At 67.6% G+C, this 20,522-nt stretch carries 19 protein-coding genes; 10 read left to right on the top strand and 9 right to left on the bottom strand.

The genetic code is table 11. The annotated features are described in order from the left end of the window. Positions 1-4 precede the first annotated feature (4 nt). The gene (locus ShzoTeo12_RS24940) at positions 5-730 is read right to left on the bottom strand and encodes an endonuclease/exonuclease/phosphatase family protein (protein ID WP_318912919.1); all 726 of its coding nucleotides are present in this window, start codon (positions 728-730) and stop codon (positions 5-7) included. A gap of 81 nt (positions 731-811) precedes the next feature. On the opposite strand from ShzoTeo12_RS24940, the gene ShzoTeo12_RS24945 reads away from it, so the two are divergent. Beyond that, positions 812-1,744, top strand: a complete 933-nt coding sequence (locus ShzoTeo12_RS24945) for a lysylphosphatidylglycerol synthase domain-containing protein (protein WP_318912920.1) — start codon at positions 812-814, stop codon at positions 1,742-1,744. On the opposite strand, the gene ShzoTeo12_RS24950 is transcribed toward ShzoTeo12_RS24945, so the two are convergent. Then, a complete protein-coding gene (locus ShzoTeo12_RS24950; RefSeq protein WP_318912921.1) occupies positions 1,642-3,174 on the bottom strand; it encodes a phospholipase D-like domain-containing protein in 1,533 nt (510 codons plus the stop codon). The genes ShzoTeo12_RS24945 and ShzoTeo12_RS24950 overlap by 103 nt on opposite strands. A gap of 243 nt (positions 3,175-3,417) precedes the next feature. Here ShzoTeo12_RS24950 and ShzoTeo12_RS24955 point away from each other — a divergent pair, with 243 nt between their 5' ends. Then, entirely contained in the window at positions 3,418-4,311 is an 894-nt protein-coding gene (locus ShzoTeo12_RS24955; protein WP_119255454.1) for a DMT family transporter, read from the top strand. Between the two features lie 316 nt (positions 4,312-4,627). After that, positions 4,628-5,158, top strand: coding sequence for a hypothetical protein (locus tag ShzoTeo12_RS24960; RefSeq protein WP_162911251.1), 531 nt, complete (start codon positions 4,628-4,630; stop codon positions 5,156-5,158). A gap of 9 nt (positions 5,159-5,167) precedes the next feature. On the opposite strand, the gene ShzoTeo12_RS24965 is transcribed toward ShzoTeo12_RS24960, so the two are convergent. Beyond that, entirely contained in the window at positions 5,168-6,466 is a 1,299-nt protein-coding gene (locus tag ShzoTeo12_RS24965; RefSeq protein ID WP_318912922.1) for an alpha/beta fold hydrolase, read from the bottom strand. A gap of 86 nt (positions 6,467-6,552) precedes the next feature. Continuing rightward, complete coding sequence (locus ShzoTeo12_RS24970; protein WP_318912923.1) at positions 6,553-7,230, bottom strand: CerR family C-terminal domain-containing protein; 678 nt, start codon at positions 7,228-7,230, stop codon at positions 6,553-6,555. A gap of 115 nt (positions 7,231-7,345) precedes the next feature. Between ShzoTeo12_RS24970 and ShzoTeo12_RS24975 the strand changes: the two genes are divergently transcribed. From ShzoTeo12_RS24975 to ShzoTeo12_RS24995, 5 genes are all read left to right on the top strand, one after another. Then, the gene (locus ShzoTeo12_RS24975; RefSeq protein WP_318912924.1) at positions 7,346-8,326 is read left to right on the top strand and encodes an efflux RND transporter periplasmic adaptor subunit; all 981 of its coding nucleotides are present in this window, start codon (positions 7,346-7,348) and stop codon (positions 8,324-8,326) included. Between the two features lie 6 nt (positions 8,327-8,332). Continuing rightward, entirely contained in the window at positions 8,333-10,096 is a 1,764-nt protein-coding gene (locus ShzoTeo12_RS24980; protein WP_318912925.1) for an ATP-binding cassette domain-containing protein, read from the top strand. After that, a complete protein-coding gene (locus ShzoTeo12_RS24985; protein ID WP_318912926.1) occupies positions 10,093-11,238 on the top strand; it encodes an ABC transporter permease in 1,146 nt (381 codons plus the stop codon). The genes ShzoTeo12_RS24980 and ShzoTeo12_RS24985 overlap by 4 nt, the downstream gene beginning before the upstream one ends. Beyond that, positions 11,238-12,356: an ABC transporter permease gene (locus ShzoTeo12_RS24990; RefSeq protein ID WP_318912927.1), complete on the top strand. Its 1,119-nt coding sequence runs from the start codon at positions 11,238-11,240 to the stop codon at positions 12,354-12,356. Before ShzoTeo12_RS24985 ends, ShzoTeo12_RS24990 begins: the two co-directional genes overlap by 1 nt. Before the next feature lie 75 nt (positions 12,357-12,431). Then, on the top strand, positions 12,432-13,085 hold the full coding sequence (locus tag ShzoTeo12_RS24995) for a glutathione S-transferase family protein (protein WP_318912928.1): 654 nt from the start codon (positions 12,432-12,434) through the stop codon (positions 13,083-13,085). A 9-nt stretch (positions 13,086-13,094) separates the two neighbouring features. Here the strand turns inward: ShzoTeo12_RS24995 and ShzoTeo12_RS25000 are convergent, their stop codons facing one another. Continuing rightward, positions 13,095-14,714 carry a dihydroxyacetone kinase subunit DhaK gene (locus ShzoTeo12_RS25000; protein WP_318912929.1) on the bottom strand — a complete coding sequence of 540 codons (1,620 nt, stop codon included), beginning with the start codon at positions 14,712-14,714 and terminating at the stop codon, positions 13,095-13,097. A gap of 163 nt (positions 14,715-14,877) precedes the next feature. Here ShzoTeo12_RS25000 and ShzoTeo12_RS25005 point away from each other — a divergent pair, with 163 nt between their 5' ends. Next, complete coding sequence (locus ShzoTeo12_RS25005; RefSeq protein ID WP_318912930.1) at positions 14,878-15,252, top strand: CidA/LrgA family protein; 375 nt, start codon at positions 14,878-14,880, stop codon at positions 15,250-15,252. After that, entirely contained in the window at positions 15,245-15,943 is a 699-nt protein-coding gene (locus ShzoTeo12_RS25010) for an LrgB family protein (RefSeq protein WP_318912931.1), read from the top strand. Before ShzoTeo12_RS25005 ends, ShzoTeo12_RS25010 begins: the two co-directional genes overlap by 8 nt. Positions 15,944-15,949: 6 nt before the next feature. On the opposite strand, the gene ShzoTeo12_RS25015 is transcribed toward ShzoTeo12_RS25010, so the two are convergent. The 4 genes from ShzoTeo12_RS25015 to ShzoTeo12_RS25030 are packed head-to-tail and all read right to left on the bottom strand — an operon-like array spanning position 15,950 to position 20,175. Then, entirely contained in the window at positions 15,950-16,978 is a 1,029-nt protein-coding gene (locus ShzoTeo12_RS25015) for an acyltransferase (RefSeq protein WP_318912932.1), read from the bottom strand. After that, positions 16,975-18,234 (bottom strand): O-antigen ligase, encoded by a 1,260-nt coding sequence (locus ShzoTeo12_RS25020; protein WP_318912933.1) that lies wholly within the window; start codon positions 18,232-18,234, stop codon positions 16,975-16,977. The genes ShzoTeo12_RS25015 and ShzoTeo12_RS25020 overlap by 4 nt, the downstream gene beginning before the upstream one ends. A gap of 16 nt (positions 18,235-18,250) precedes the next feature. Continuing rightward, positions 18,251-19,483, bottom strand: a complete 1,233-nt coding sequence (locus tag ShzoTeo12_RS25025) for a polysaccharide biosynthesis/export family protein (RefSeq protein WP_318912934.1) — start codon at positions 19,481-19,483, stop codon at positions 18,251-18,253. A gap of 14 nt (positions 19,484-19,497) precedes the next feature. Beyond that, positions 19,498-20,175: a sugar transferase gene (locus tag ShzoTeo12_RS25030; protein ID WP_318912935.1), complete on the bottom strand. Its 678-nt coding sequence runs from the start codon at positions 20,173-20,175 to the stop codon at positions 19,498-19,500. Positions 20,176-20,522: the final 347 nt, after the last annotated feature.

Genomic DNA, 20,522 nt, shown 5'->3' on the forward strand with positions numbered 1-20,522 from the left:
AAGGCTATTCGATCTCCAGATCGGCCCATAGCGGCAGGTGGTCGGAGGCGCGGCGGGCGAGAGGGGTGTCATGCACCGCCGTGCGGTGGACCCTGACCTCCTCGCCGACGAAGATGTGGTCGAGGCGCAGGAGCGGGAAGCGCGATGGGAAGGTCGGCCGGATCCGGCCGCCGGCCTCGACCTGCGCATCCTTCAGCCGCCGCACGAGAAGTTTGTAGGAGGCCGAGCGCGTCACTGCGTTGAGGTCGCCGGCAAAGAGGATGCGCGCATCCCCCGGCATCGGCGCGCCGAGCCAGTCCGGCCCGATCAGCGCCTCGGTCTGGCGCACGCGCTCGGCGCCGAGAAGGCCGAGATGGGTGACGAAGACCTGAAGCCTCGCCTCGCCTGCCGGCACTTCCACCCAGAGCGCGCCGCGCGGCTCCCCGCGGGACGGCAGCCCCCCGGCCTTGACGAGCCGCGTCGGCAGCGCCGTCAGCAGGGCATCGCCATAGCGCTCCTCCTCGAGATGGAGCGCGGGATGGAAATGCGAGACCATGCTCAGGTGCTTCGCGATGCTTTCGGCCTGGTCGATGCCGCCGCTGCGCGCCCGCGCGACATCCACCTCCTGCAACGCGACGATATCCGCCTCGCATTCGGCGATCACCTCGGCGATGCGGCCGGGATCGAGCCGCCGGTCCGTGCCGAAGCAGCTATGCACGTTGTAGGTCACCAGTCGCAGTCGTCTTCCCATGCCTTCCTCTCAAGCCCCGGACGCCATTGGAACACGGAAGGCGTTGTTTTCGTTCCGTTCCCTCGAACTGAAGGAAAACGCATGAAACGCACCCATATCCTCCACGCGGCCGTCGCCGGCGCCGTTCTCGTCGCCGGCTGGCTGGTCTACCGGACGCTCAGCCAATATTCCTGGGAGGATATCCGCAACTCCGTTTCCGCGATCCCGAAGATGAATTTCGCCCTGGCGCTCGCCTTCTCGGCTGGCTCCTATGTCTGCCTGACTTTCTTCGATTTCCTGGCGCTGCGCTATGTCGGCAAGCCGCTCCCCTACCGGCAGGCGGCGCTCGCCTCCTTCACCAGCCTTTCGATCGGCCACAATGTCGGCATCGCGGCGCTCAGCAGCGGTGCGGTGCGCTACCGCTTCTACAGGCGCTGGGGCCTCGATACGGAGGAGATCGCCAAGCTGATCGTCTTCTGCGGGGTGACGGTCGGCCTCGGGCTGATCGTGCTCGCGGGCATCTGCCTCATCCTGCTTCCCGGCACCGCCGGCAAGGTGGCGGGTCTCGGCAGGGCCGCCTCGCTGGCGCTCGGCCTTGCCTGCCTTGCAGTCGGCGCCGTCTATCTTGCGCTTTCCGCCTTTCTGCGCAGCGAGCTGCATGTCCGGCACTGGCGCTTCGCGCTGCCGTCGCCGGGGCTGGCCGCCCTGCAACTGGCGGTCGGCACGGCGAATTTCGCCTTCGTCGCGGCGTGCCTTCACCAGCTCCTGAACGGTGACGTCGGTTATATGGAAACGACCGCGGCCTATGTGATGGGCAACCTCACGGCCCTCGTCAGCCATGTGCCCGGGGGGCTCGGCGTCATGGAGGCCGCGATCGTCTTCCTTCTCGGGAGCTCGGCCTCGATCGGCGCGCTGATCGCGTTCCGGGCGGCCTATTTCTTCATTCCGCTTCCGCTCGGGGTGGTCTGCCTGCTCGCCAGCGAAGCCTTGCTGGATGCCAACGGCGAGGACGCCCTGCGCAAGAATCCCGGCTGACGGCCAGGCAGCGCCCGCCAGCCGGCAAACCAGCCGGACAGCGGCCACCAGGGCGCCACCGGATCGACGAGCGCGGTGCCCGGAACGGGCGCCGTCGCCCGGCCACCCTTCGCGTCGCGGAACGGCCGCAGCCCCCGCGCCTTGCCATTGAAAGCATCGATCACCGTGCCGAGACGCCCTTCCGTGCGCACGGCAGCGCCGAAGGTCCCGGCATCCGCATCGAGATGCTCGGCCAGCAGCCGGTCGCGCAACGTGACGATACCGCGCCGCTCCGCATCCGTCTGCGCCTCAACGGCGATATCCAGCTCGGTATCCAGTCCCTCGCTGCGCTGGTTGAGATTGGAGGAGCCGATACGCAGGAAGGCATCGTCGACGATGACCAGCTTGGAATGGATGATGATCTCCTGCTCCGAACCGTCGGCCTTCGGCACGACGGGGTAGAAGGCGCGCATCCGCCCGTGCCGGTCGCACTGCGCAAGGCGGCGGATGAAGCGGTCGCGGTTGGCCCCGAGCACCAGACGCTCGATCATGCCGTGGGAACTCAGGGTCGAGACGATGACGACCTCGGGCCCGTCCGGCTCGGCAAGCCTTTCGCACAGCACGTCGCAAACCCGCACCGAGGCGAAATACTGGCTTTCGATATAGATCTGGCGGCGGGCGGCCTTGAGGGCCGCGATGGTGAGCTCCACAGCCTCGGCGATCCCCTCGCGCCCGCGGATCGCCGGCTCCGTGCGGGCGAAGGCGACGCCGACCGCCGTCATGTCGGCGACCCGGCCGTCGAGACGGATATCGGCCGGGATTTTCAGCGCCGGGATTGCCTCGTCCGTGGCGAGAAGCCAGCGATGGCGCGCCGTGTCGCCGGCAAGCCGGGCCGCCTCGCCTTCCAGCCCCACCTGCATGTCGTGCACCGGCTCGTAGCGCTTGCCCGAAGGCATCGTGCGGTGGGGATCGTCGGCGCGGTGGGCGCTCGTGTCCCAGCGCTTGGCCGTGAGATCGATGCCGCCGACAAAGGCGACCTGGTCGTCCACGACGACGAGTTTCTGGTGGTGCGATCCCCGCAGCGGATGACGACTGTCGAAAGCCAGCATGATGCGCGGGTGGGACGACCAGCGACGCTTGCGGAACATCTTCAGCGACTTGCCGGAATAGACCGGCCCCATCGCCCAGACCAGCACGCGGATCGTCAGCACCGGCCGCTCTTCGACGAGCCGCAGCAGAAAGGCGCCGAGCGTCGGGGATTGCGGATCGCCCGGTCGCAGGCGGATGTCGGGATTGAAATCCCAGCCGACGATCCAGACTTCCTGCCGCGCCTGTTCCAGCGCGCTTTCCAGCGCTTCGAAATAGGCCTCGCCGTCGACGAGCACGCTCAGCCTGTCTGCGCTCGCGACACGCCAGACGTTGCGGCCGGGCTGGATGATGGAGGAAGGCATGCTGGTTGCTGCCCCGGTCAACGGAAACCCTTCGCTTTGCACTCTCTGCCGCCTTGTTTGCTGACGTCACTGGTTCGCGCGATCAAAATCCCCGGAAGAGCGTTTGGTTCCGCACCCGGCCGACGGGTGCCGCACGAAGCCGCTGTTGATTGCCGGAAACGGCTCTGGACGGGAGCCGCCTGATCGCGCTTTAACGGGGCGGACGGCATCTTCGCCGCAAAGCACCTCACCGGGCGGAACCAGATGCCGATCCACGAACTTGCCGCCCTCGGCGCCGCGACCTGCTGGGCCTTCACCGGATTGATCTCGGCGGGGCCCGCCGGCCATCTCGGGGCGCTCGCCTTCAACCGCGCCCGCCAGATTTTCGTCACGGGGCTTCTGGCGCTCTATGTGCTCGCCAGCGGGGCGTGGCATCAGCTCGACATGGCCAATGCGGGTCCCCTGCTGCTTTCCGGCCTCATCGGCATCTTCATCGGCGATACGCTGCTCTTTGCGACGCTCAACCGCGTCGGCCCGCGCCGCTCCGGCATCCTCTTCGCGCTCAACGCGCCGATCGCCGCCCTGCTCGGCTGGCTGGTGCTCGGCGAATCCCTGCCGCCGCTTGCGATCGCCGGCATCGCGCTGACGGCGGCCGGCGTGTTCCTCGCCATTCTCTTCGGCAAGCGGCGGGCGCAGATCCACCAGTGGGAAACGGTCAAGGGGCCGCTCTGGATCGGCGTGCTGCTGGGGATCGGCGCGGCGACGGGCCAGGCGATCGGCTCCATCATCGCCCGCCCCGTCATGGAGACGGGCATCGATCCCTTCCTCGCCTCGCTCATGCGCGTCGGCGTGGCGGCCTTCTGCCTCAGCATCCTGATCCAGCTGCCCATCCCCTCCGTCAAGCCGAAGGGGCCGCTGACGCTGAAGATCGCGGTCCTCACCGCGCTGACCGGCATTCTCGCGCTGGCGATGGGCATGACGCTGCTGCTCTTTGCGCTTTCCGGCGGAAAGGTCGGCATCGTCTCGACCCTCTCGGCCACCTCGCCCGTCATGATCCTGCCGATGCTGTGGCTGCGCACCGGCGAACGGCCCGCTGGCGGCGCCTGGGCGGGCGCGGCCCTCGTCGTCATCGGCATGGCGCTCATCTTCATCCGCTGACAGCCGCCGGCGGCTCTTGGCAAGCCCGCGACCGGCACCAAAGAATTGCAGCACACCCGTCGGGGAACATGGGGCGGGCCGATCCCGTTCGGGGGGCGGAGGAGGCATGCTGTCCGTCTACGGGACAGGCCATGCGTCTTTCTCGCCCGCGCTTTTCCGGCACAACGCAGATGATGAAAATTCGATTAAAATCCTTCCCTGCCGGTTTACGGGCCGCATACCAATGCGCCGCTCGCAATCGCCGGTAGGTGGGATCGACCGGACGAGGCGGTACCTTGGCGCCGCTCCATGATGGAGCCCGATTCGAGGAATGACCATGCCCCACCAGCGCCTCCGTCGCCCCTTCCGGGACCACGCGCCCGCCGACCGTCTCGCCCGCGCGATACGCGATATCGACAGGCAGATCGAGGCACACCGGCTTGCCGACGAGCCCGCGCCGCTCAGCGCCTATCGCGCCCGCCTCATCCTCAAGGAAGCCCATGCCCGCTGCCGTGAACGCGTGGAAAGCCGGGCGCCGTCCGTTCCTTTCCTACAAGCTGCGCGGCCCGATGTGATGCCCAAGCCGCATCGGTCACGCAGGGACCCGGTCGAGCGATACGAGGCGCTCCCGGGTCCTCACCATTCCCTTGCCGAAGGACAGGAGACTTGCCTTGTGCCGGCGAGCGAGGCAGATTTGCGTTTCCGCAGATTCACGTGCGGATCGCATGCCTATGAGGGGACGACCATGGCCTATGACTGGACCGGTGAAACGACGCGCAAACGCAATCGCCTGAAACTTGCGACCGCCGTCCTTCTCAGCCTCGTCATCGTTCTCGGCATCCCGGCCGCGCTTTCACCCTTCCTCTGATCGGACCGGTTAACGGCCCGCCTTCAGCGGGCCGCCCTTTTCCGCCACCATCGTGACGAGCCGTTCGAAGACGGAAGCCGACTGGCGGATGCCGTCATGTTCGAATTCGTTGGTGATCCAGACATCCACGTTGCCGACAGTACGGGCCGTCTCCAGCGAGAGGCCGGCATCGACATACATGTCGTCATGATAGACGACCGCCGAGACAGGCACGGCGTTCTCGGCCAGGCGGGCCCTGTCGTAGAGGCGACTGTGGCGCGGGCGCCGGGCAAGCGCCTCGGCGGCAGCGCGGAAGGGCTTCAGCAGCGCGATCTCCTCGAACATCCACGGATAGATCATCTCGCCGGTGAAGAGGAGCGGCCGCGCCCTGGCGTCGAATTCCGGGAATTCGCCGAGCAGCCGCTCGGCCGCCCAGCCGGTCGCCCCCTCGCCCTGTCCGTAGATCGCCTCGTGGATCGCGGCGAAGAGCGGATTGCCGCTATAGGCGGTCTGATGCATCACCGAGCCGAGGAACTGGTCGGAGAGGCGATCCGGCGCCGCGAAGGCCTCGTCGAGCAGCCAGTGGATGTTCTCGTGGCCCGGCCCCATGCCGAGATCGAGGCCGAGGCTCTGGAAGCGGCGCACGGTGAGCCGGTCGCCATCGGGCAGCATCACCGGATTGGCCTCGATGAAATCGGCGATGCGCGAAACGAGTGCCCGATCGTCCGGATAGCGCTTGTAGAACAAATCGTTCTTGGCGCGCACGCGCGGATAGGTGTGACGATAGACCGCCTCGGCGGAGGGGTCGAGGCTCGGAATGCCGCCGGCGACATAGCAGGCCGAAAGGCCTTCCGGCGCACGGCTGAGATAGGTCAGCGTCAGGAAGCCGCCATAGCTCTGGCCGAGCGTCTGCCAGCGCACGCCACCGAAGGCGGTCTTCCTGAGATGTTCGAGGTCGTCGACGATGGAATCGGCGCGGAAGCAGGCGAGATAGTCGGCGCCGGCCTCGCCGTCGAAGCGGGCGATGGTCGCCGCGTCGACCGGGGTAGACCGGCCGGTGCCGCGCTGGTCGGGCAGGATGATGCGATGCGTCTTCAGCGCCTTGGCGAGCCAGGAAGGGCTGCCCTTCGTCGGGCGCGGCGACTTACCGCCCGGCCCGCCCTGCAGGAAGCAGAGAAGCGGCAGCGTCTCGTCCTTGCGGGCGGGATCGACCACCTCGCGGGCGAAGAGCTCGATGGTCTCGCCCTCGGGCTTCGACCAGTCGAGCGGCACCCTAACGACATGGTCGCGCACATGGAGGCCGGGAATGGTGTATTCGGAAACGATCATGGAGAAGTCCTCCTTCAGTGCACGGCGCTAACGCACCGGAATCGAGCAGCACCTAAAGCAGGTCGGCCACCGTGTTGGCAATGCCCTCAAGCTTCGCCCTCGCCCGACGCAAGCTGCGCGATGCCGCCGAGCGCGAAGGCCGCCAGGCGGGCGGCGAGCCGCTCGTTGCTGACATGGCCGCGGCCGAGCGGGGGCATCACTTCCGAGAGGCGCTTTTCGGCGATCAGCAGCATGAAGCAGGGCGCCATGATGGAAAGGGCGGCCTGGGCGACGAGGGGATGATCGGTGGAAACGCCCATGATCTCGGCGATGACGCCGAAGACCAGCGCCCTTTTCGGCTCCAGCTCCTCGCGCCGCAGCCTTTCGAAATGCGGCGTCGGGGAAACGAGCTCGCGCGCGATCAGCCTGGCGGGCCAGGAGGCATCGCCCTGCGAGCGCACCACGCGCACGAGAAGGCCGATCAGGCGCCGCAGCCTGTCCTTCGGGTCCGTGTCGACCGACGCGGCGCGCGCCAGCGCCTGATAGTTGACGAGGCGGCGATGCGCCTCGGCGAGCACTTCGGCATAGAGCGGCGCGATGCCGCCGAAATGATAGTTGACCGCCGCCGCATTCGCCCCGGCGCGGAGCGCGATCTCCTTGGCGGTCGCCCGGTCGAAACCGTGCTCGGCGAAGACCGGCCCGGCAGCCTCCAGCAGGCTGGCGCGCGTGGCGGCGCCATCCGGCCGCGGGCCGGAGACGGACGATCGTCTTGCGCCTCGCGCCATGTCGGTCTCCCTTTCAGAATTCAAATCTAGATTTCAAATTTGGATTTGACAATCCCTTCCGATCGTCCTTAGCTGGAAAGGCTCGCCCCAGGAGCACCCGCGGAGTCGAACCGGCATGAAGCGCATCCTCCTCATCGTCCTCCTTCTCGCGGCCCTTGCCGCCGGCGCCTGGTGGTACCGGCACCGCGACAGCGGCCCGACCGAACTCGTCCTTTACGGCAATGTCGATTTCCGCCAGGTGACGCTCGCCTTCAACGGCAACGGGCCGGTCGCCGAGGTGCTCGTCGAGGAAGGCGCGGCCGTGAAGAAAGGCGAAGTCATCGCCCGGCTCGACACCGGCAGGATCCGCCCGCAGGTCGACCAGGCCGTGGCGCAGGTCGAGGCCCAGCAGGCGAACCTGACCCGCCTGAAGAACGGCAACCGGCCGGAGGAGATCGCGCAGGCACGCGCCAATCTCGCCGCCGCCGAGGCGGAATCGGCCAATGCCCGCCTGCAACTGGAGCGCCAGAGCGCGCTCGTTCCCCGCGCCGCCGTCAGCCAGCAGGCGCTCGACAACGCCCGCTCCGCCGCGGCGGTGGCGGAGGCGAAGGTGGATGCCAGCCGCAAGGCGCTCGACCTCCTCGTCGCCGGCACACGCGCCGAGGACATCCAGCAGGCCGCCGCCCAGTTGCGGGCCGCCGAGGCGCAGGTCGCGTTCCTTAGGGCGGAACTCGACGATGCCGACCTCAAGGCCCCGGCCGATGCGACCGTGCGCTCCCGGCTGATCGAGCCGGGCGAGATGGCCTCGCCAACGCGCGCCGCCTTCTCGCTTGCCACCAACAATCCGAAATGGGTGCGCGCCTATGTCTCGGACATGCAGCTCGGCCGGATCAAGCCCGGCATGAAGGCGCAGGTTCTGGTCGATTCCTTGCCCGGCCGCACGATCCCGGGCTGGATCGGCTTCATCTCCTCGGTGGCGGAATTCACGCCCAAGACCGTGCAGACCGAGGAATTGCGCACCAGCCTCGTCTATGAGGTGCGCGTCTTCGTCGACGATCCCGACAACGTGCTGCGCCTTGGCATGCCCGCCACCGTCCGGCCAGGGCAGGAAGGATGAGCCGCCATGGAGGACCGTCCGCTCTGTCTCGTCGCGCGGGATCTCAGCAAGCGCTTCCAGCGGGAAACGAAGGAGACCGTGGAGGCGCTTGACGGCATCTCTCTCGCGATCCGCAAGGGCACGCTGACGGCGCTTGTCGGCCCCGACGGCGCGGGCAAGACCACGCTTCTGAGGCTGGCAAGCGGGCTGATCGCCCCGGACGGCGGAAGCCTCGAGGTCGTCGGCCTCGACGTGACCGCCGCCCCGCAGGCCGTGCAGGACAGGATCGGCTACATGCCGCAGCGCTTCGGCCTTTACGAAGACCTCAGCGTGCAGGAAAATCTCGACCTCTATGCCGACCTGCACGGCGTTTCCCATGCGGAGCGCCGGACGATCTATCCCCGCCTCTTCGAGATGACGCAGCTCGGCCCGTTCAAGGCGCGGCCCGCCGGCAAGCTTTCCGGCGGCATGAAGCAGAAGCTCGGCCTTGCCTGCACGCTGGTGCGCGCGCCCGAACTGCTGCTTCTGGACGAGCCGACGGTCGGTGTCGATCCGCTGTCGCGGCGCGAGCTCTGGGAGATCGTGTTCAAGCTGATCCGGGAGGATGGCCTCTCCGTCGTCGTCGCCACCTCCTATCTCGACGAGGCGGAGCGCTGCGAGCATGCCGTGCTGATGCATGCGGGGAAGATCCTCGACGAAGGCCCGCCGGCCGAAATCACGGCGAAGGCGGAGGGCTGCTGTTTTCTCGTCCGGGGGCCGGACGGCGTGCCGGCCCGCTCGTTGCAGGCGCGCCTCTTCGCGCTTTCCGGCGTCGTCGATGCCGTGCCGGAGGCGGGCCGCGTCCGAGTGGTGCGCCGGCGCGAGCAGATGGAGGAACCGTTGGCGCTCGAAGGGCTGCCTCTTGAGACGGAGCCGACTGAAGCCCGCTTCGAGGATGCCTTCATGATGCTGTTCGACCGCGTCGCGGGGGAGCGGGAACATGTGGACCAGGCGGCGCTCGCGGCGGGCTCCGGGCAACCGGCGGGCGAAAAGGTCGTGGAGGTGCGCGATCTCGTGCGGATGTTCGGCGATTTCACAGCTGTCGACCATGTCAGCTTCAGCGTGCGGCGCGGCGAGGTCTACGGCCTTCTCGGGCCGAACGGCGCGGGCAAGAGCACGACCTTCCGCATGCTCTGCGGCCTCCTGCCCGCGACCTCCGGGGCGTTGCAGGTCGCCGGCGCCGATCTCCTCAAGGCCGGCGCGAAGGCGCGCGAGCGCCTCGGCTATGTCGCCCAGAAATTCTCGCTCTACGGCCAGCTGACGGTGGACGAGAACCTCGAATTCTTCGCCAGCGCCTACGGGCTGCGCGGCGGCCGCAAGAAGGAGAGGATCGCCACGCTGAAGGCGGCCTTCGATCTCGACCGCTTCCGCGACCTGCCGAGCGGGCAGCTTCCCGGCGGCTTCAAGCAGCGCCTTGCGCTGGCCGCCGCGCTCCTGCACGAGCCCGACATCCTGTTTCTCGACGAGGCGACGAGCGGGGCCGATCCGCTCGCCCGCCGCCAGTTCTGGGGCCGGATCACCGCGCTTTCCGAACAGGGCGTGACCGTCATCGTCACCACGCATTTCATGGAGGAGGCGGAATATTGCGACCGGGTGATCATCCTCGATGCCGGCCGCAATCTTGCGGAAGGAACGCCGGTCGACATCCGTGAGCAGGCCGGCACCACAGCCAGCGCCGCGCCCGGCATGGAGGATGCCTTCATCGCCATCGTCGAGCGGGAACGCCGCAAGCGCACGGAGAAGGCCGCATGAGCGCGCCCCGCTCCATGGCCGGCGGCCTTGCGGGCCTGCTGCGGCGGACGCGAGCCCTGATCCGCAAGGAAACGCGCCAGCTCCTGCGCGATTTCAGCAGCATCGCGATCGGCATCGTCATGCCCGTCACGCTGCTTATCCTGTTCGGCTACGGCATCAACCTCGATGTCCGCAACGTGCCCGTCGCGCTCCTCATGGAGGAAAACTCCGCCCCGGCGCGGGGCGTTGCCGCGGCCTTCGAGCTTTCGCCCTATTTCTCCACCCGCAGCGTGCGCACGATGAACGAGGCCGAGAAGATGCTGATGAGCGCCGAGGTGCGGGCCATCGTGCGCATCCCCGCCGATTTCGCCCGCAGCATCGATCTCGGCACCGCCGAAGTGCAGGTCATCATCAACGGCGCGGATGCCAACACGGCCCGCATCTCGCTCGGCTACGCGCAGGGCGCGGTCGCCGTCTGGGCGGCCAAGGAGGCCGGGCGCAACGGCACGGCGGCGGGCGGCGTCACGGTCGAGCCGCGCCTCTGGTTCAACGAGGCCAACGACAGCAGCTACTTCCTCGTGCCCGGGCTGATCGTGCTGGTGATGACGCTGATCGGCGCCCTCCTCACCGCGCTGGTGATGGCCCGCGAATGGGAGCGCGGCACCTTCGAGGCGCTGTTCGTGACGCCGGTGCGCCCGGCCGAGATCCTGCTCGGCAAGACCGTGCCCTATTTCGCCCTCGGGCTGATCGGCCTTGCGCTCTGCGTCGTCGGCAGCAAGCTGCTGTTCGGCGTGCCGCTGCGCGGCTCGCTCGTCATCCTCACAATCGTGTCGATGCTCTACCTGCTCGTCGCGCTGGGGCTCGGGCTCGTCATCTCCTCGGCGACCAGGAGCCAGTTCGTCGCCAGCCAGGTGACGGTGCTGCTCACCTTCCTGCCGGCGATGATGCTCTCCGGCTTCATGTACGATCCGCGCAGCATGCCCTGGATCGTTCAGATGATCACCTACATCTTTCCGGCCCGCTACTTCGTGACCCTGCTGCAGACCCTTTTCCTGTCCGGCAACAACTGGAGCGTCATCCTGCCCAACGCCGCCGTGCTCGCCGGCATGGCGGCGGCGCTGCTGACGCTTTCGGTGCGCCTCACCCGCAAGAGGATCGCCTGATGCCGATGTCCCTCCTGCGCATCCTGACGCTCATCCGCAAGGAACTGCTCGTCATCCTGAAGGACCCGAAGAGCCGGGCGAGCCTCTTCCTGCCGCCGATCCTGCAATGCCTGATCTTCGGCTATGCCGCGACTTACGACCTCAACAGCGTGCCCTATGTCCTCGTCGACCAGGACCGCAGCGCCGCCTCGGTGACGCTCGTCGCGAAGCTGGAGGGCTCCGGCATCTTCCAGCGCCAGGGCACGTTCGCGCAGATCGATCAGGCCGTCCCCCTACTCGACGCGCGGCGCGCGCTGGTCGTCGTCGTCATCGGCAACGGCTTCGAGCGGGATCTCGAGGCCGGCGCGCCGGCTCCCGTCCAGGTGATCGCGGATGGCCGCAACTCCAACACCAGCGGCATCGCCGAGGGCTATGCCAATGCTATCATCGGCGATTTCGCGGCCACTTGGCTTTCGGAGAAGGGCATCGCGCCCGCCGGGGTGAAGGTCTCGACGCGCGCCTGGTTCAATCCGCAACTGGAAACCCGCTGGAGCATGATCCCTTCGTTGATCGGCACGATCACCATGATGATGACGATGATGCTGACCGCCATGTCGGTCGCCCGCGAGCGCGAGGAAGGCACCTTCGACCAGCTTCTGGTGGCGCCCTTCACGCCGACCGAGATCATGATCGGCAAGGCCGTGCCCTCCATGCTCGTCGGCATCACGCAGGCCTCGGTGATCCTGCTCGTCGCGCTCTTCTGGTTCCGCATTCCCTTCGCGGGCTCCTTCCTCACACTCTATGCGGGCCTTGCGCTGTTCCTTGCCGCCGCCATCGGCTTCGGCCTCTTCCTCTCCTCGCTTGCCGGCAACATGCAGCAGGCGATGATCCTCGCCTTCGTCTTCCTGATGCCCTTCATGCTGCTCTCGGGCCTGATGTCGCCGACCGAGAACATGCCCGCGGTCCTGCAATACGTGACCGTCATCAATCCGCTGACCTACGCGATCCGCATCACCCGCGCCGTCTATCTCGAAGGCGGCCGCTTCGCCGACCTCCTGCCCGACATGCTCGCCCTCGTCGCCATCGCCGCCGTCACCATGCCGATCGCCGCGTGGATGTTCCGCCACAGGCTGAACTAGTTCGGATTTCGCGGGCGGCCTGTCGGAATCCCGCCCCGCCGTCCGTCTTCCATGCACAAGCCAGGGAGAACACCGATGACGATCACCATCACAGCCTTCGAACGATCCCCCGACCGCGGCAGGGGGCTCGCCCGCGACATGCGCGTCCGCTGGGCGCTGGAGGAGGCCGGCCAGCCTTACGATGTCCGCCTGCTTTCCTTCGAGGCGATGAAGCAGCCCGGCCATCTCGCCCTTCACCCCTTCGGGCAGATCCCGACCTACGAGGAGGATGGGCTTTCGCTCTTCGAAACCGGCTCGATCGTCTTCCATATCGCCGAACGCCATGCCGGCCTGCTGCCCCGCGAGGCGAAGGCCCGGGCGCGCGCCATCACCTGGATATTCGCCGCGCTGAACACGATGGAGCCGCCGATCGTCGAACTGGAGACCGCCGTGCGCGAGGAACGTGGCAAGACGTGGCACCCGGAACACCGCGCCGTTCTCGAAGGACGCGTGCGCACCCGGCTCGGCCAGCTTTCCACACGCCTCGGCGCGGCGGAATGGCTCGAAGGCGCCTTCAGCGCCGGGGATCTCCTGATGGTCTCGGTGCTGATGCGGCTCGGATGGTCGGACATTCTGGACGACTACCCGAACCTTGCCGCCTATCTCGCCCGGGGCCAGGTGCGCCCGGCCTACCGGCGCGCCTTCGAGGCCCAGCGCGCCGTCTTCGCCGCCGCCTCGGCGGGAGACTGAAACGACGGATCAGCCGGCAAGATGCGCGAAGAGCCGGGCGACGGCTTCCGCGCCGGGATCGACATGGCCTTCGAGCTGCCGGGCGTTGACATAGGTCGCGCGGCCGGCTTTCGCCCGCGTCAGCGTCGCGGTGAAAGCCGCCCCCTTGCGCGCCGCGGCCGCAGCGGCGGGCAGGCCGGCGTCCAGCGCGTCCAGCGCCGGGGAGAGCGCATCCACCATCGTGCGGTCGCCGATCCGTGCCCCGCCCACTTCCTGCATGCGCGAAAGCCCGGCGCGAAGTGCACCATTCAGCGAGGCGCCGCCCGAAGCCGCATCGCCGGCCGCGGCGAAGAAGATCGCCAGCAGCACGCCGGAGGATCCGCCCATCGTCTGGCCGAGTTCCTGCCCGATGGCGCTCAGAAGCCTGCTCGCGTCGGCAAGCGGCAGGCGATCCACGGCCGCTATCAGCGCACGGGCCGCGCCCGCCAGCGTCGAGCCCGTATCGCCGTCGCCGGACTTGGCGTCGAGCGCATTGAGATCCTGCTCGGCGGCGATCAGCGCGTTGCAGCAGCCGACGAGGAAGGCGCGCGTGACCGCATCCTCGGACGGCGCCGGGGCAACCGGTGCAAGGCCCGCCGGAAGGGCTACGACAGCGACCGGCCGCGCCTCGCAAAGGCCCGGCCACGCCGGCATCGCGACCGGCGCCTTCAACAATTCCAGCTCCGCCGCATCCGCCGGGAAGACGGAGAGGGAGAAGCCCTGCATGTCGAGCGAGGTCATCAGCGGTGCCGGGCCGACCACATGCGCGATGCGCGCGCCGAGCGGGGAAGCGAGAAGGTCATGCGCCAGCACCGACATTTCGAGGACGGAGGTGCCGCCGAGATTGTTGATCAGCGCCACATGCGGCCCCTCGCCCATCGCGGCGGCAAGGCGCTCCGCCATGACCGCGACGGCGCCGCGCGCGCCGGCAAAATCGATCTGCTCCACGCCCGGCTCGCCATGGATGCCGAGGCCGAGCTCCGCCTTGCCTTCGGGAATGCGCGCCTCGCGCGGCGAACCCGGCACCCGGCAGGTGCCGAGCGACAGGCCGATGGTGCACGTTGCCGCGGCGACCCGCCGTGCCACCGCCGCCACGCTTTCGAGGTCGGCCCCGCGTTCGGCGAGCGCCCCGGCGATCTTGTGCACGAAAAGCGTGCCGGCGACGCCGCGCGCCTGCGGCAGGTCCGGCAGGGCGATGTCGTCGTCGACGATGACCATGGCGACGTCGAGCCCCTGTGCCCGCGCCCGCTCGGCGGCGAGGCCGAAGTTGAGGCGGTCTCCGGTATAGTTCTTGACGATCAGCAAGCAGCCGGCCGGGCCCGTCACGGCAAGGATGCCGGCCAGCACCGCATCGACGCTCGGCGAGGCGAAGACGTCGCCGCAGACCGCGGCCGTCAGCATGCCGCGCCCGACGAAGCCGGCATGGGCCGGCTCGTGGCCCGAGCCGCCGCCGGAGACGACCGCTACCTTCGACCTGTCCCAATCACTGCGCAGCACCACGCGGATATGCGGATAGCCGTCGAGGCGGGCAAGCGTGCCGCCGGAAAGCGCGAGCGCTCCGTCGATGGCCTCGGTGACGACGTCCTCGCGCCGGTTGATGAACTGCGACATGGCGAACTCCCGAAATGAAACGTGGGCCGCAAGGCCCATGCGACCATGGATTTAACGGCCGAACCCATTTAATCCTCTCCGCAGGCGCACCCTCGCGGTTCGCCTGGAACGAGGACAAATGGTTTGAACGCCCGTGTCAAGCGCGGGCTCCGGAGTTGCGCCCATGCTCGTCGGAATTACGATCCTGCTTGTTTTTCAGTTGATTGGCGAAATATCCGCCTATTTCCTCGGCGGCTTCGTGCCCGGCCCCGTCATCGGCATGGCGATGGTCGCCGTGGTGCTGACGCTGACCGGGGGCATGACGTTCCTGGAACCTGCCCACCGGCAGACCGTCGACACGTCCAGGGCGATCCTCGCCAATCTCGGCATCCTCTTCGTGCCGGCCGGCGTCGGCATCATCCAGCATCTCGACCTCATCCGCGACCGCGGCTTCGCCCTGCTCGCCATCGTGCTGCTGTCGACCGTGATCACGCTGGCGGTGACGGTCTGGGTCTTCATCCTCGTCAAACGGCTGGCCGGGGGATATGGCCATGACTGACGGGCTCTGGGTCTATCTCGCTACATCACCGCTGCTCTGGCTCGCCGGCACGCTGGTCGTCTGGCTGGCGGCGAACGGCATTGCCGGCCTCAGCCCGGGCAACCCGCTGCTGAACCCGATCATGCTGTCCATCGCCGTCATCGCGATCGTGCTGCTGGTCGCCGGGATCGACTACGGCACCTATTTCGAGGGCGCGCAGTTCATCCACTTCCTCATGGGGCCGGCGACGGTCGCGCTCGGCATCCCGCTCTACGAGAAGCTTTCGCTGGTCAAGAGCAACCTCGTGCCGCTGCTCGCCGCCCTCTTCATGGGCAGCCTGACGGCGGTGGGCTCGACGGTCTTCCTCAGCCATCTTTTCGGCTTCACGCCGGCCGTCGTCGCCTCACTGGCGCCGAAATCCACCACCGCGGCGGTTGCCATGGCGATCTCCTCCGGCCTCAAGGGCGATCCGGCGCTGACGGCTGCCGTCGTCGTGCTCACCGGCATCTGCGGCGCCATCATCGTGACGCCGATGATGAACGCCATGCGCATCCGGGACTACAGCGCGCGCGGCTTTGCCGTGGGGCTCACCTCGCACGGCATCGGTACCGCGCGGGCCTATTCGGTGGACCCGGTGGCGGGGCTGTTCTCGGGGATCGCCATGGGGCTCAATGCCGTGCTGACCTCGCTGATCGTCCACCTGTTCCTCTGAAACGCGTCAAGACGGCGTTTCGAGGGAGGCGGGCACGGGCCGGGGCGCAGGCTTCGCCCGCAGGAGCGGCCGCTCGACCAGATGGTAGGTGCAGAGCCCGGCGGCGACGCCGGCGCAGGCCGACAGGAGGAGGACGAGCAATGGCGGGAGGGCGGCCTTCGCCCCGACCTTCGCGACGACCGAGATCGCGAAGGTGTGCCAGAGATAGATCGAATAGGATGCATCGCCGAGCATGGCGGGGACGGTGAACCGCGCTATGCCGCCATGCCTGTCGAGCGCCGCCGTGCCACAGACCAGCATGCCGGCGAGCGGGCCGCAGGTCCATTCGTCGAAGGGCAGCCGGAAGAGGCCGATGACCGCGAAGCCCGCAAGGCCGAGGCCGATCAGCCCAAGCGCCGCGGCTCGGCCCGGCACGCGCCCGGCAAGCCACAGCCGCCCGATCAGCATGCCGGCCACGAATTCCAGGATGATGGGCCGCGTATAGGTGACGAAAAGCGGTGCGTCGCTGTCGATCGCGAGGCCGAGCGCCACCAGCAGGCAAAAGCCCGCCGCCATGACGGGAAGCCGCAGCCGCGCCGGCAGGAAGAGGCAGGCGGCGAAGGCGGCGTAGAAGAACATCTCGTAATTGAGCGTCCAGCCCTGCACGAGCACCGGCCAGAGTTCGCCGCTGCTCGGCGAGCGGGCCGGCACGAAGAACAGCGATGCGGCGACATGCCCGGCCGTCAGCACCAGATTGGGAAAGAGCCCGGCCAGCGCGCCGGCCACCATGACGCCCGTCGCCAGCCAGTAGACCGGCACGATCCGCCGGACGCGCTCGGCGAGGAAGCGGCCCGGCGTCACCGGCCGCCGCTCGACGATCACCCACATGATGAAGCCGCTGATGACGAAGAAGACATCGACCCCCGCCGCACCGATGGCGAAGGCATGGCCGCTGCGCTCGGCGGCATGGAAGAGGACGACGGCGAGCGCTGCAAGGGCGCGAAGATACTGGATGCCGTAGAGCGTTCCCCGGCCCTTGGCCGGCCCGGCGCTCATGCGGGCACCGCATGATGGCGGGACGCCAGCGGCCGGGCCGCCCTTCTCCACCGGCCGTCGGCCAGCTTGCCGGCCGAGAAATAGAGGAGGAAGGAGCCGACGTGATAGGGATTGAGAATGTCGATCTCCACGAAGGTTCGCACCGCGAGCAGCGCGGCGACGGTGAAGAGCACCAAAGCCTCGCCATCCCGCGCCGCCGAGAGGAGCCGGCCGAGATGGCCGGCAAGCGTGATGACGAGCACCATGGTCAGGAGGAAGCAGCCGATCAGGCCCGTTTCCACCGTGGCGGCGATGAAGGTGTTGTGGAAATGGAAGCCGCTGCGGGTGGAGATGAAGAAATCCGCCCAGAGCCGCTCCGCCTCGGCGAAGCCCTGCACCCAGAACGCCTGATAGCCGATGCCGGCGAAGGGCGCTCCGCCCGCCGCCACGATGCCCTGCTGCCAGAGATAGGTTCGCCCCGTCAGCGTCGCATCCTTGCCGAAGGCGCCGAGGATCATCGCGTAGCCGCCGCCATAGGCGGCGGCAAGGCCGGTGAGCACGATGAGGACGGCGAGCGCCGTGAACAGCATCTTGCGGTGGAAGGGCGCCAGCATTTCGAGCGCCCTGAGCGAGAGGCAGAGGCCGGCGACGGCGACGGTCGTCAGCACGGAGGTCGCCGATTGCGAGGCCTTCAGGCAATAGAGCGCGATGAGCACGGCGCCGACCGCGACGAGCTTCCAGACGCCGCGCTCCACCCCGAGGAAGAGCGCGGCAAAGGCGAAGAGCACGGCGAGCGAGGCATAGAAGCCGAGCTGGTTCTTGGAGGCGAAGGCGCCGACGAAGCTGTAGGTGCCGTCGAGCGGATCGAGATGGTAGACGCCGAAGAGAAGCGAGAAGACCAGCACCAGCCCGGTGCCGACCAGCCCGCCGCGCACCAGGATGCGCGTATCGACGACGCGCATGGCGATCAGCGCGCAGATCACATGGGAAAGGTACTGCACCGCCGCGCGGGCGGTGACGCCCGGCGCCTGCGACCAGAAGACCGACAGGCAGGCGAAGAGCGCGAAGGCGAAGATCCAGAGATAATGCCGGTAGTTGCCGAGCACGCGCCTGTAGTCCACCACGACGAGCGGCAGCCACAGGGCGTAATAGGCAAGGATCGAGGCCTGGCCGAAGCGGAAGGAATAGGCGAAGACGAAGAAGGAGAGCGCCACGGCGACGACGCCATAGGCCTCGTTGCCGGCAGGTCCGATCAGCCGCGCCTTGGCGATCCGCATCGATGCCTCCCCCCTTTTACTGGGTCACGGGGAGGTTGACGTCCACCTTCACGACGTCGCCCGGCAGGACCGGCGTCGTCTCGGTGGCGCGAATCTCTTCGGCCTTGCCCTTGACGGTGCGCAGGATCGAATAGCCGATGTTGGCGGCCGAAAGCCCGCCCTTCAGGGATGCCGCATCGGAGGACTGCATCAGCGCCTCGGACATGAGGTCCCGGCTGGTGCCGAGCTTCAGCGCCAGCGTGTCGAGTTCCTGCTCGGTGTTCTGCAGCTCCTGCGCCAGCTGGGCGTCCCAGTCGTTCTGGAGGTTCGTCTCGTCCTGCCCGGCCTTGTTGATATCCTGCCGCGCCTTCAGCGTGGCCGTGTCGATGTCGAGCAGGGCCGCCTGAAGATCGGCCGTGCGCTGTTCGAGCGCAAGGCGGCGGGAGCTGATGGCAAGGCCCTTTTCGGCCAGCGCATCCATCTTGGAAAGATCGCCGTGGACGAGCTCGAGCTGGCGGGTCTGGGTCTCGGATTTCTTGCCGAGCGAGCCGATCTCATTGTCGAGCAGCGACTTGAGGTCGGCGAGCGCTGTCAATTGCAGGCGCAGCCGTTTTTCCCGCGAGGTCATCAACGCCTTCTCGCTCTCCATGATCGGGCGCGCCTCCTCGGATTTCTCGAGTTCCTTCGGCATCTCGATGTCCTTGGCCCCGCTCATCTCGGCGACGATACGTGCCCGGCGGATGAGCAGGCGATTGCGTTCGGCGACGTAGACGGCCGCCTCGCCCTCCGACCGCAGGAAATCGCGGGCAAAACGCTGGCCGGGATCGGCCCGGCGCAATCCGCCGCCGAAGCTGACGGCCTTGAGCACCGTCAGCCCCGGCGCATAGGGATAGGCCCCCGGCGTCTGCACCTCGCCGGAGAGATAGACCGGCCGGTATTCGGCGATTTCCACCGAGGCGGAAGGCAGGTCCTTGAGGCCGAAGAGCACCTGCATCTTCTTGCCGATCTCGACGGAAAGCTCGGCGGCGGTGCGTCCGTCCGCCTGCAACTGCCCGATGAAGGGCAGGGACAGCGCACCGTCCGCGCCGATGCTGTAGTCGCCGCTGACGGCGCTCCAGTCGCGGATCGCCCCCTCGGCGGTCTGCCATTCGGCAACGCGGATGCGCAGCTTGTCCATCACGCCGAGCCGGTATTCCTCCGCCGAAGCGGCGGAGGCGAGCAGCAATGCGACGGTGAAGGCGGCCGATACCGTCTTTGTGATCGTCTTCATGAAGGCCCCTCTCTTCAATAGCTGCCGCGCGACAGGCACACGGCCGGAATGGTGCGCGCGACGATGACGAGGTCGGAGGTGAGCGACCAGTTGCGGACATAGTGCGTGTCGAAGGCGACACGGGCGGCATAGGAGACGTCGTTGCGGCCGCTGACCTGCCAGAGGCCGGTGAGGCCGGGGCGGCTGCGCAGATAGTAGACGGCGGATGCCTCGTAGAGCTCCAATTCGTCCTCCACCACCGGGCGCGGCCCGACGATGCTCATCTCGCCCCTGAGGATGTTGATGAGCTGCGGCAGCTCGTCGAGGCTGAGCTTGCGCAGCACCGAGCCGACGACGGTGACGCGCGGATCGTCCTGGAGCTTGCGCGTCTCGCGCCACTCCTCCTGCGCCTGCGGGTTCTCGTCCAGATAGCGCTGGAGAAGGACATCGCCGTTCTCCGCCATGGTACGGAACTTCAGGCAACGGAAGGTCGATCCGTTATAGCCGATGCGGCGATGGCCGTAGAAGACCCTGCCGCCGTCGGAATATTTCACAAGCGCCATGATCAGCACGAAGATCGGGCTGAGCAGGACAAGGGCGGCGAGCGCCACCAGAATGTCAAAACTGCGTTTCGATATCCCCCCTACCGGCGGCGCGCCGGCTGCGATCGAACTGAAAAACGGCGAACTGGCCGATCTGCTCGCGGACTTCATAGAGATGGCTCCATTGGATTTGCGATATGGTCGGGTCCCTCGGACGCGTTCCGACATCCAATGCCGAGTGTATGGTCACAGTTTGTTTTTCGAAGCGTGATCGGCTGAATTGTTTGCCCATCCCTGGCATTTAAGAAATTCTTAATATCCGGGAATCTCTTGGATGAAAGTATCCGCCAAGTAACGGATCGCGCCTTGCGAAAAGAAATCCCCTGAACCGCCGGCGGTTTTGTGTTTGGCCGCTCGCCGATCACTTCTTTTGAACGGCAAGCCATGGCCCGATTTACGTATCTATACGGGGCCCCGCCGCCAACGCGCGGCCGGGATAGGCATGGATACCTGAAAAC

Source organism: Shinella zoogloeoides, assembly GCF_033705735.1.
GTDB lineage: Bacteria > Pseudomonadota > Alphaproteobacteria > Rhizobiales > Rhizobiaceae > Shinella > Shinella zoogloeoides_A.

What these genes read in the sequence shown, in the direction of transcription:
- ShzoTeo12_RS24940 (WP_318912919.1), bottom strand. Translation starts at nt 730, where the DNA reads ATGGGAAGACGACTGCGACTGGTGACCTACAACGTGCATAGCTGCTTC.
- ShzoTeo12_RS24945 (WP_318912920.1), top strand. Translation starts at nt 812, where the DNA reads ATGAAACGCACCCATATCCTCCACGCGGCCGTCGCCGGCGCCGTTCTC.
- ShzoTeo12_RS24950 (WP_318912921.1), bottom strand. Translation starts at nt 3,174, where the DNA reads ATGCCTTCCTCCATCATCCAGCCCGGCCGCAACGTCTGGCGTGTCGCG.
- ShzoTeo12_RS24955 (WP_119255454.1), top strand. Translation starts at nt 3,418, where the DNA reads ATGCCGATCCACGAACTTGCCGCCCTCGGCGCCGCGACCTGCTGGGCC.
- ShzoTeo12_RS24960 (WP_162911251.1), top strand. Translation starts at nt 4,628, where the DNA reads ATGCCCCACCAGCGCCTCCGTCGCCCCTTCCGGGACCACGCGCCCGCC.
- ShzoTeo12_RS24965 (WP_318912922.1), bottom strand. Translation starts at nt 6,466, where the DNA reads ATGATCGTTTCCGAATACACCATTCCCGGCCTCCATGTGCGCGACCAT.
- ShzoTeo12_RS24970 (WP_318912923.1), bottom strand. Translation starts at nt 7,230, where the DNA reads ATGGCGCGAGGCGCAAGACGATCGTCCGTCTCCGGCCCGCGGCCGGAT.
- ShzoTeo12_RS24975 (WP_318912924.1), top strand. Translation starts at nt 7,346, where the DNA reads ATGAAGCGCATCCTCCTCATCGTCCTCCTTCTCGCGGCCCTTGCCGCC.
- ShzoTeo12_RS24980 (WP_318912925.1), top strand. Translation starts at nt 8,333, where the DNA reads ATGGAGGACCGTCCGCTCTGTCTCGTCGCGCGGGATCTCAGCAAGCGC.
- ShzoTeo12_RS24985 (WP_318912926.1), top strand. Translation starts at nt 10,093, where the DNA reads ATGAGCGCGCCCCGCTCCATGGCCGGCGGCCTTGCGGGCCTGCTGCGG.
- ShzoTeo12_RS24990 (WP_318912927.1), top strand. Translation starts at nt 11,238, where the DNA reads ATGCCGATGTCCCTCCTGCGCATCCTGACGCTCATCCGCAAGGAACTG.
- ShzoTeo12_RS24995 (WP_318912928.1), top strand. Translation starts at nt 12,432, where the DNA reads ATGACGATCACCATCACAGCCTTCGAACGATCCCCCGACCGCGGCAGG.
- ShzoTeo12_RS25000 (WP_318912929.1), bottom strand. Translation starts at nt 14,714, where the DNA reads ATGTCGCAGTTCATCAACCGGCGCGAGGACGTCGTCACCGAGGCCATC.
- ShzoTeo12_RS25005 (WP_318912930.1), top strand. Translation starts at nt 14,878, where the DNA reads ATGCTCGTCGGAATTACGATCCTGCTTGTTTTTCAGTTGATTGGCGAA.
- ShzoTeo12_RS25010 (WP_318912931.1), top strand. Translation starts at nt 15,245, where the DNA reads ATGACTGACGGGCTCTGGGTCTATCTCGCTACATCACCGCTGCTCTGG.
- ShzoTeo12_RS25015 (WP_318912932.1), bottom strand. Translation starts at nt 16,978, where the DNA reads ATGAGCGCCGGGCCGGCCAAGGGCCGGGGAACGCTCTACGGCATCCAG.
- ShzoTeo12_RS25020 (WP_318912933.1), bottom strand. Translation starts at nt 18,234, where the DNA reads ATGCGGATCGCCAAGGCGCGGCTGATCGGACCTGCCGGCAACGAGGCC.
- ShzoTeo12_RS25025 (WP_318912934.1), bottom strand. Translation starts at nt 19,483, where the DNA reads ATGAAGACGATCACAAAGACGGTATCGGCCGCCTTCACCGTCGCATTG.
- ShzoTeo12_RS25030 (WP_318912935.1), bottom strand. Translation starts at nt 20,175, where the DNA reads ATGAAGTCCGCGAGCAGATCGGCCAGTTCGCCGTTTTTCAGTTCGATC.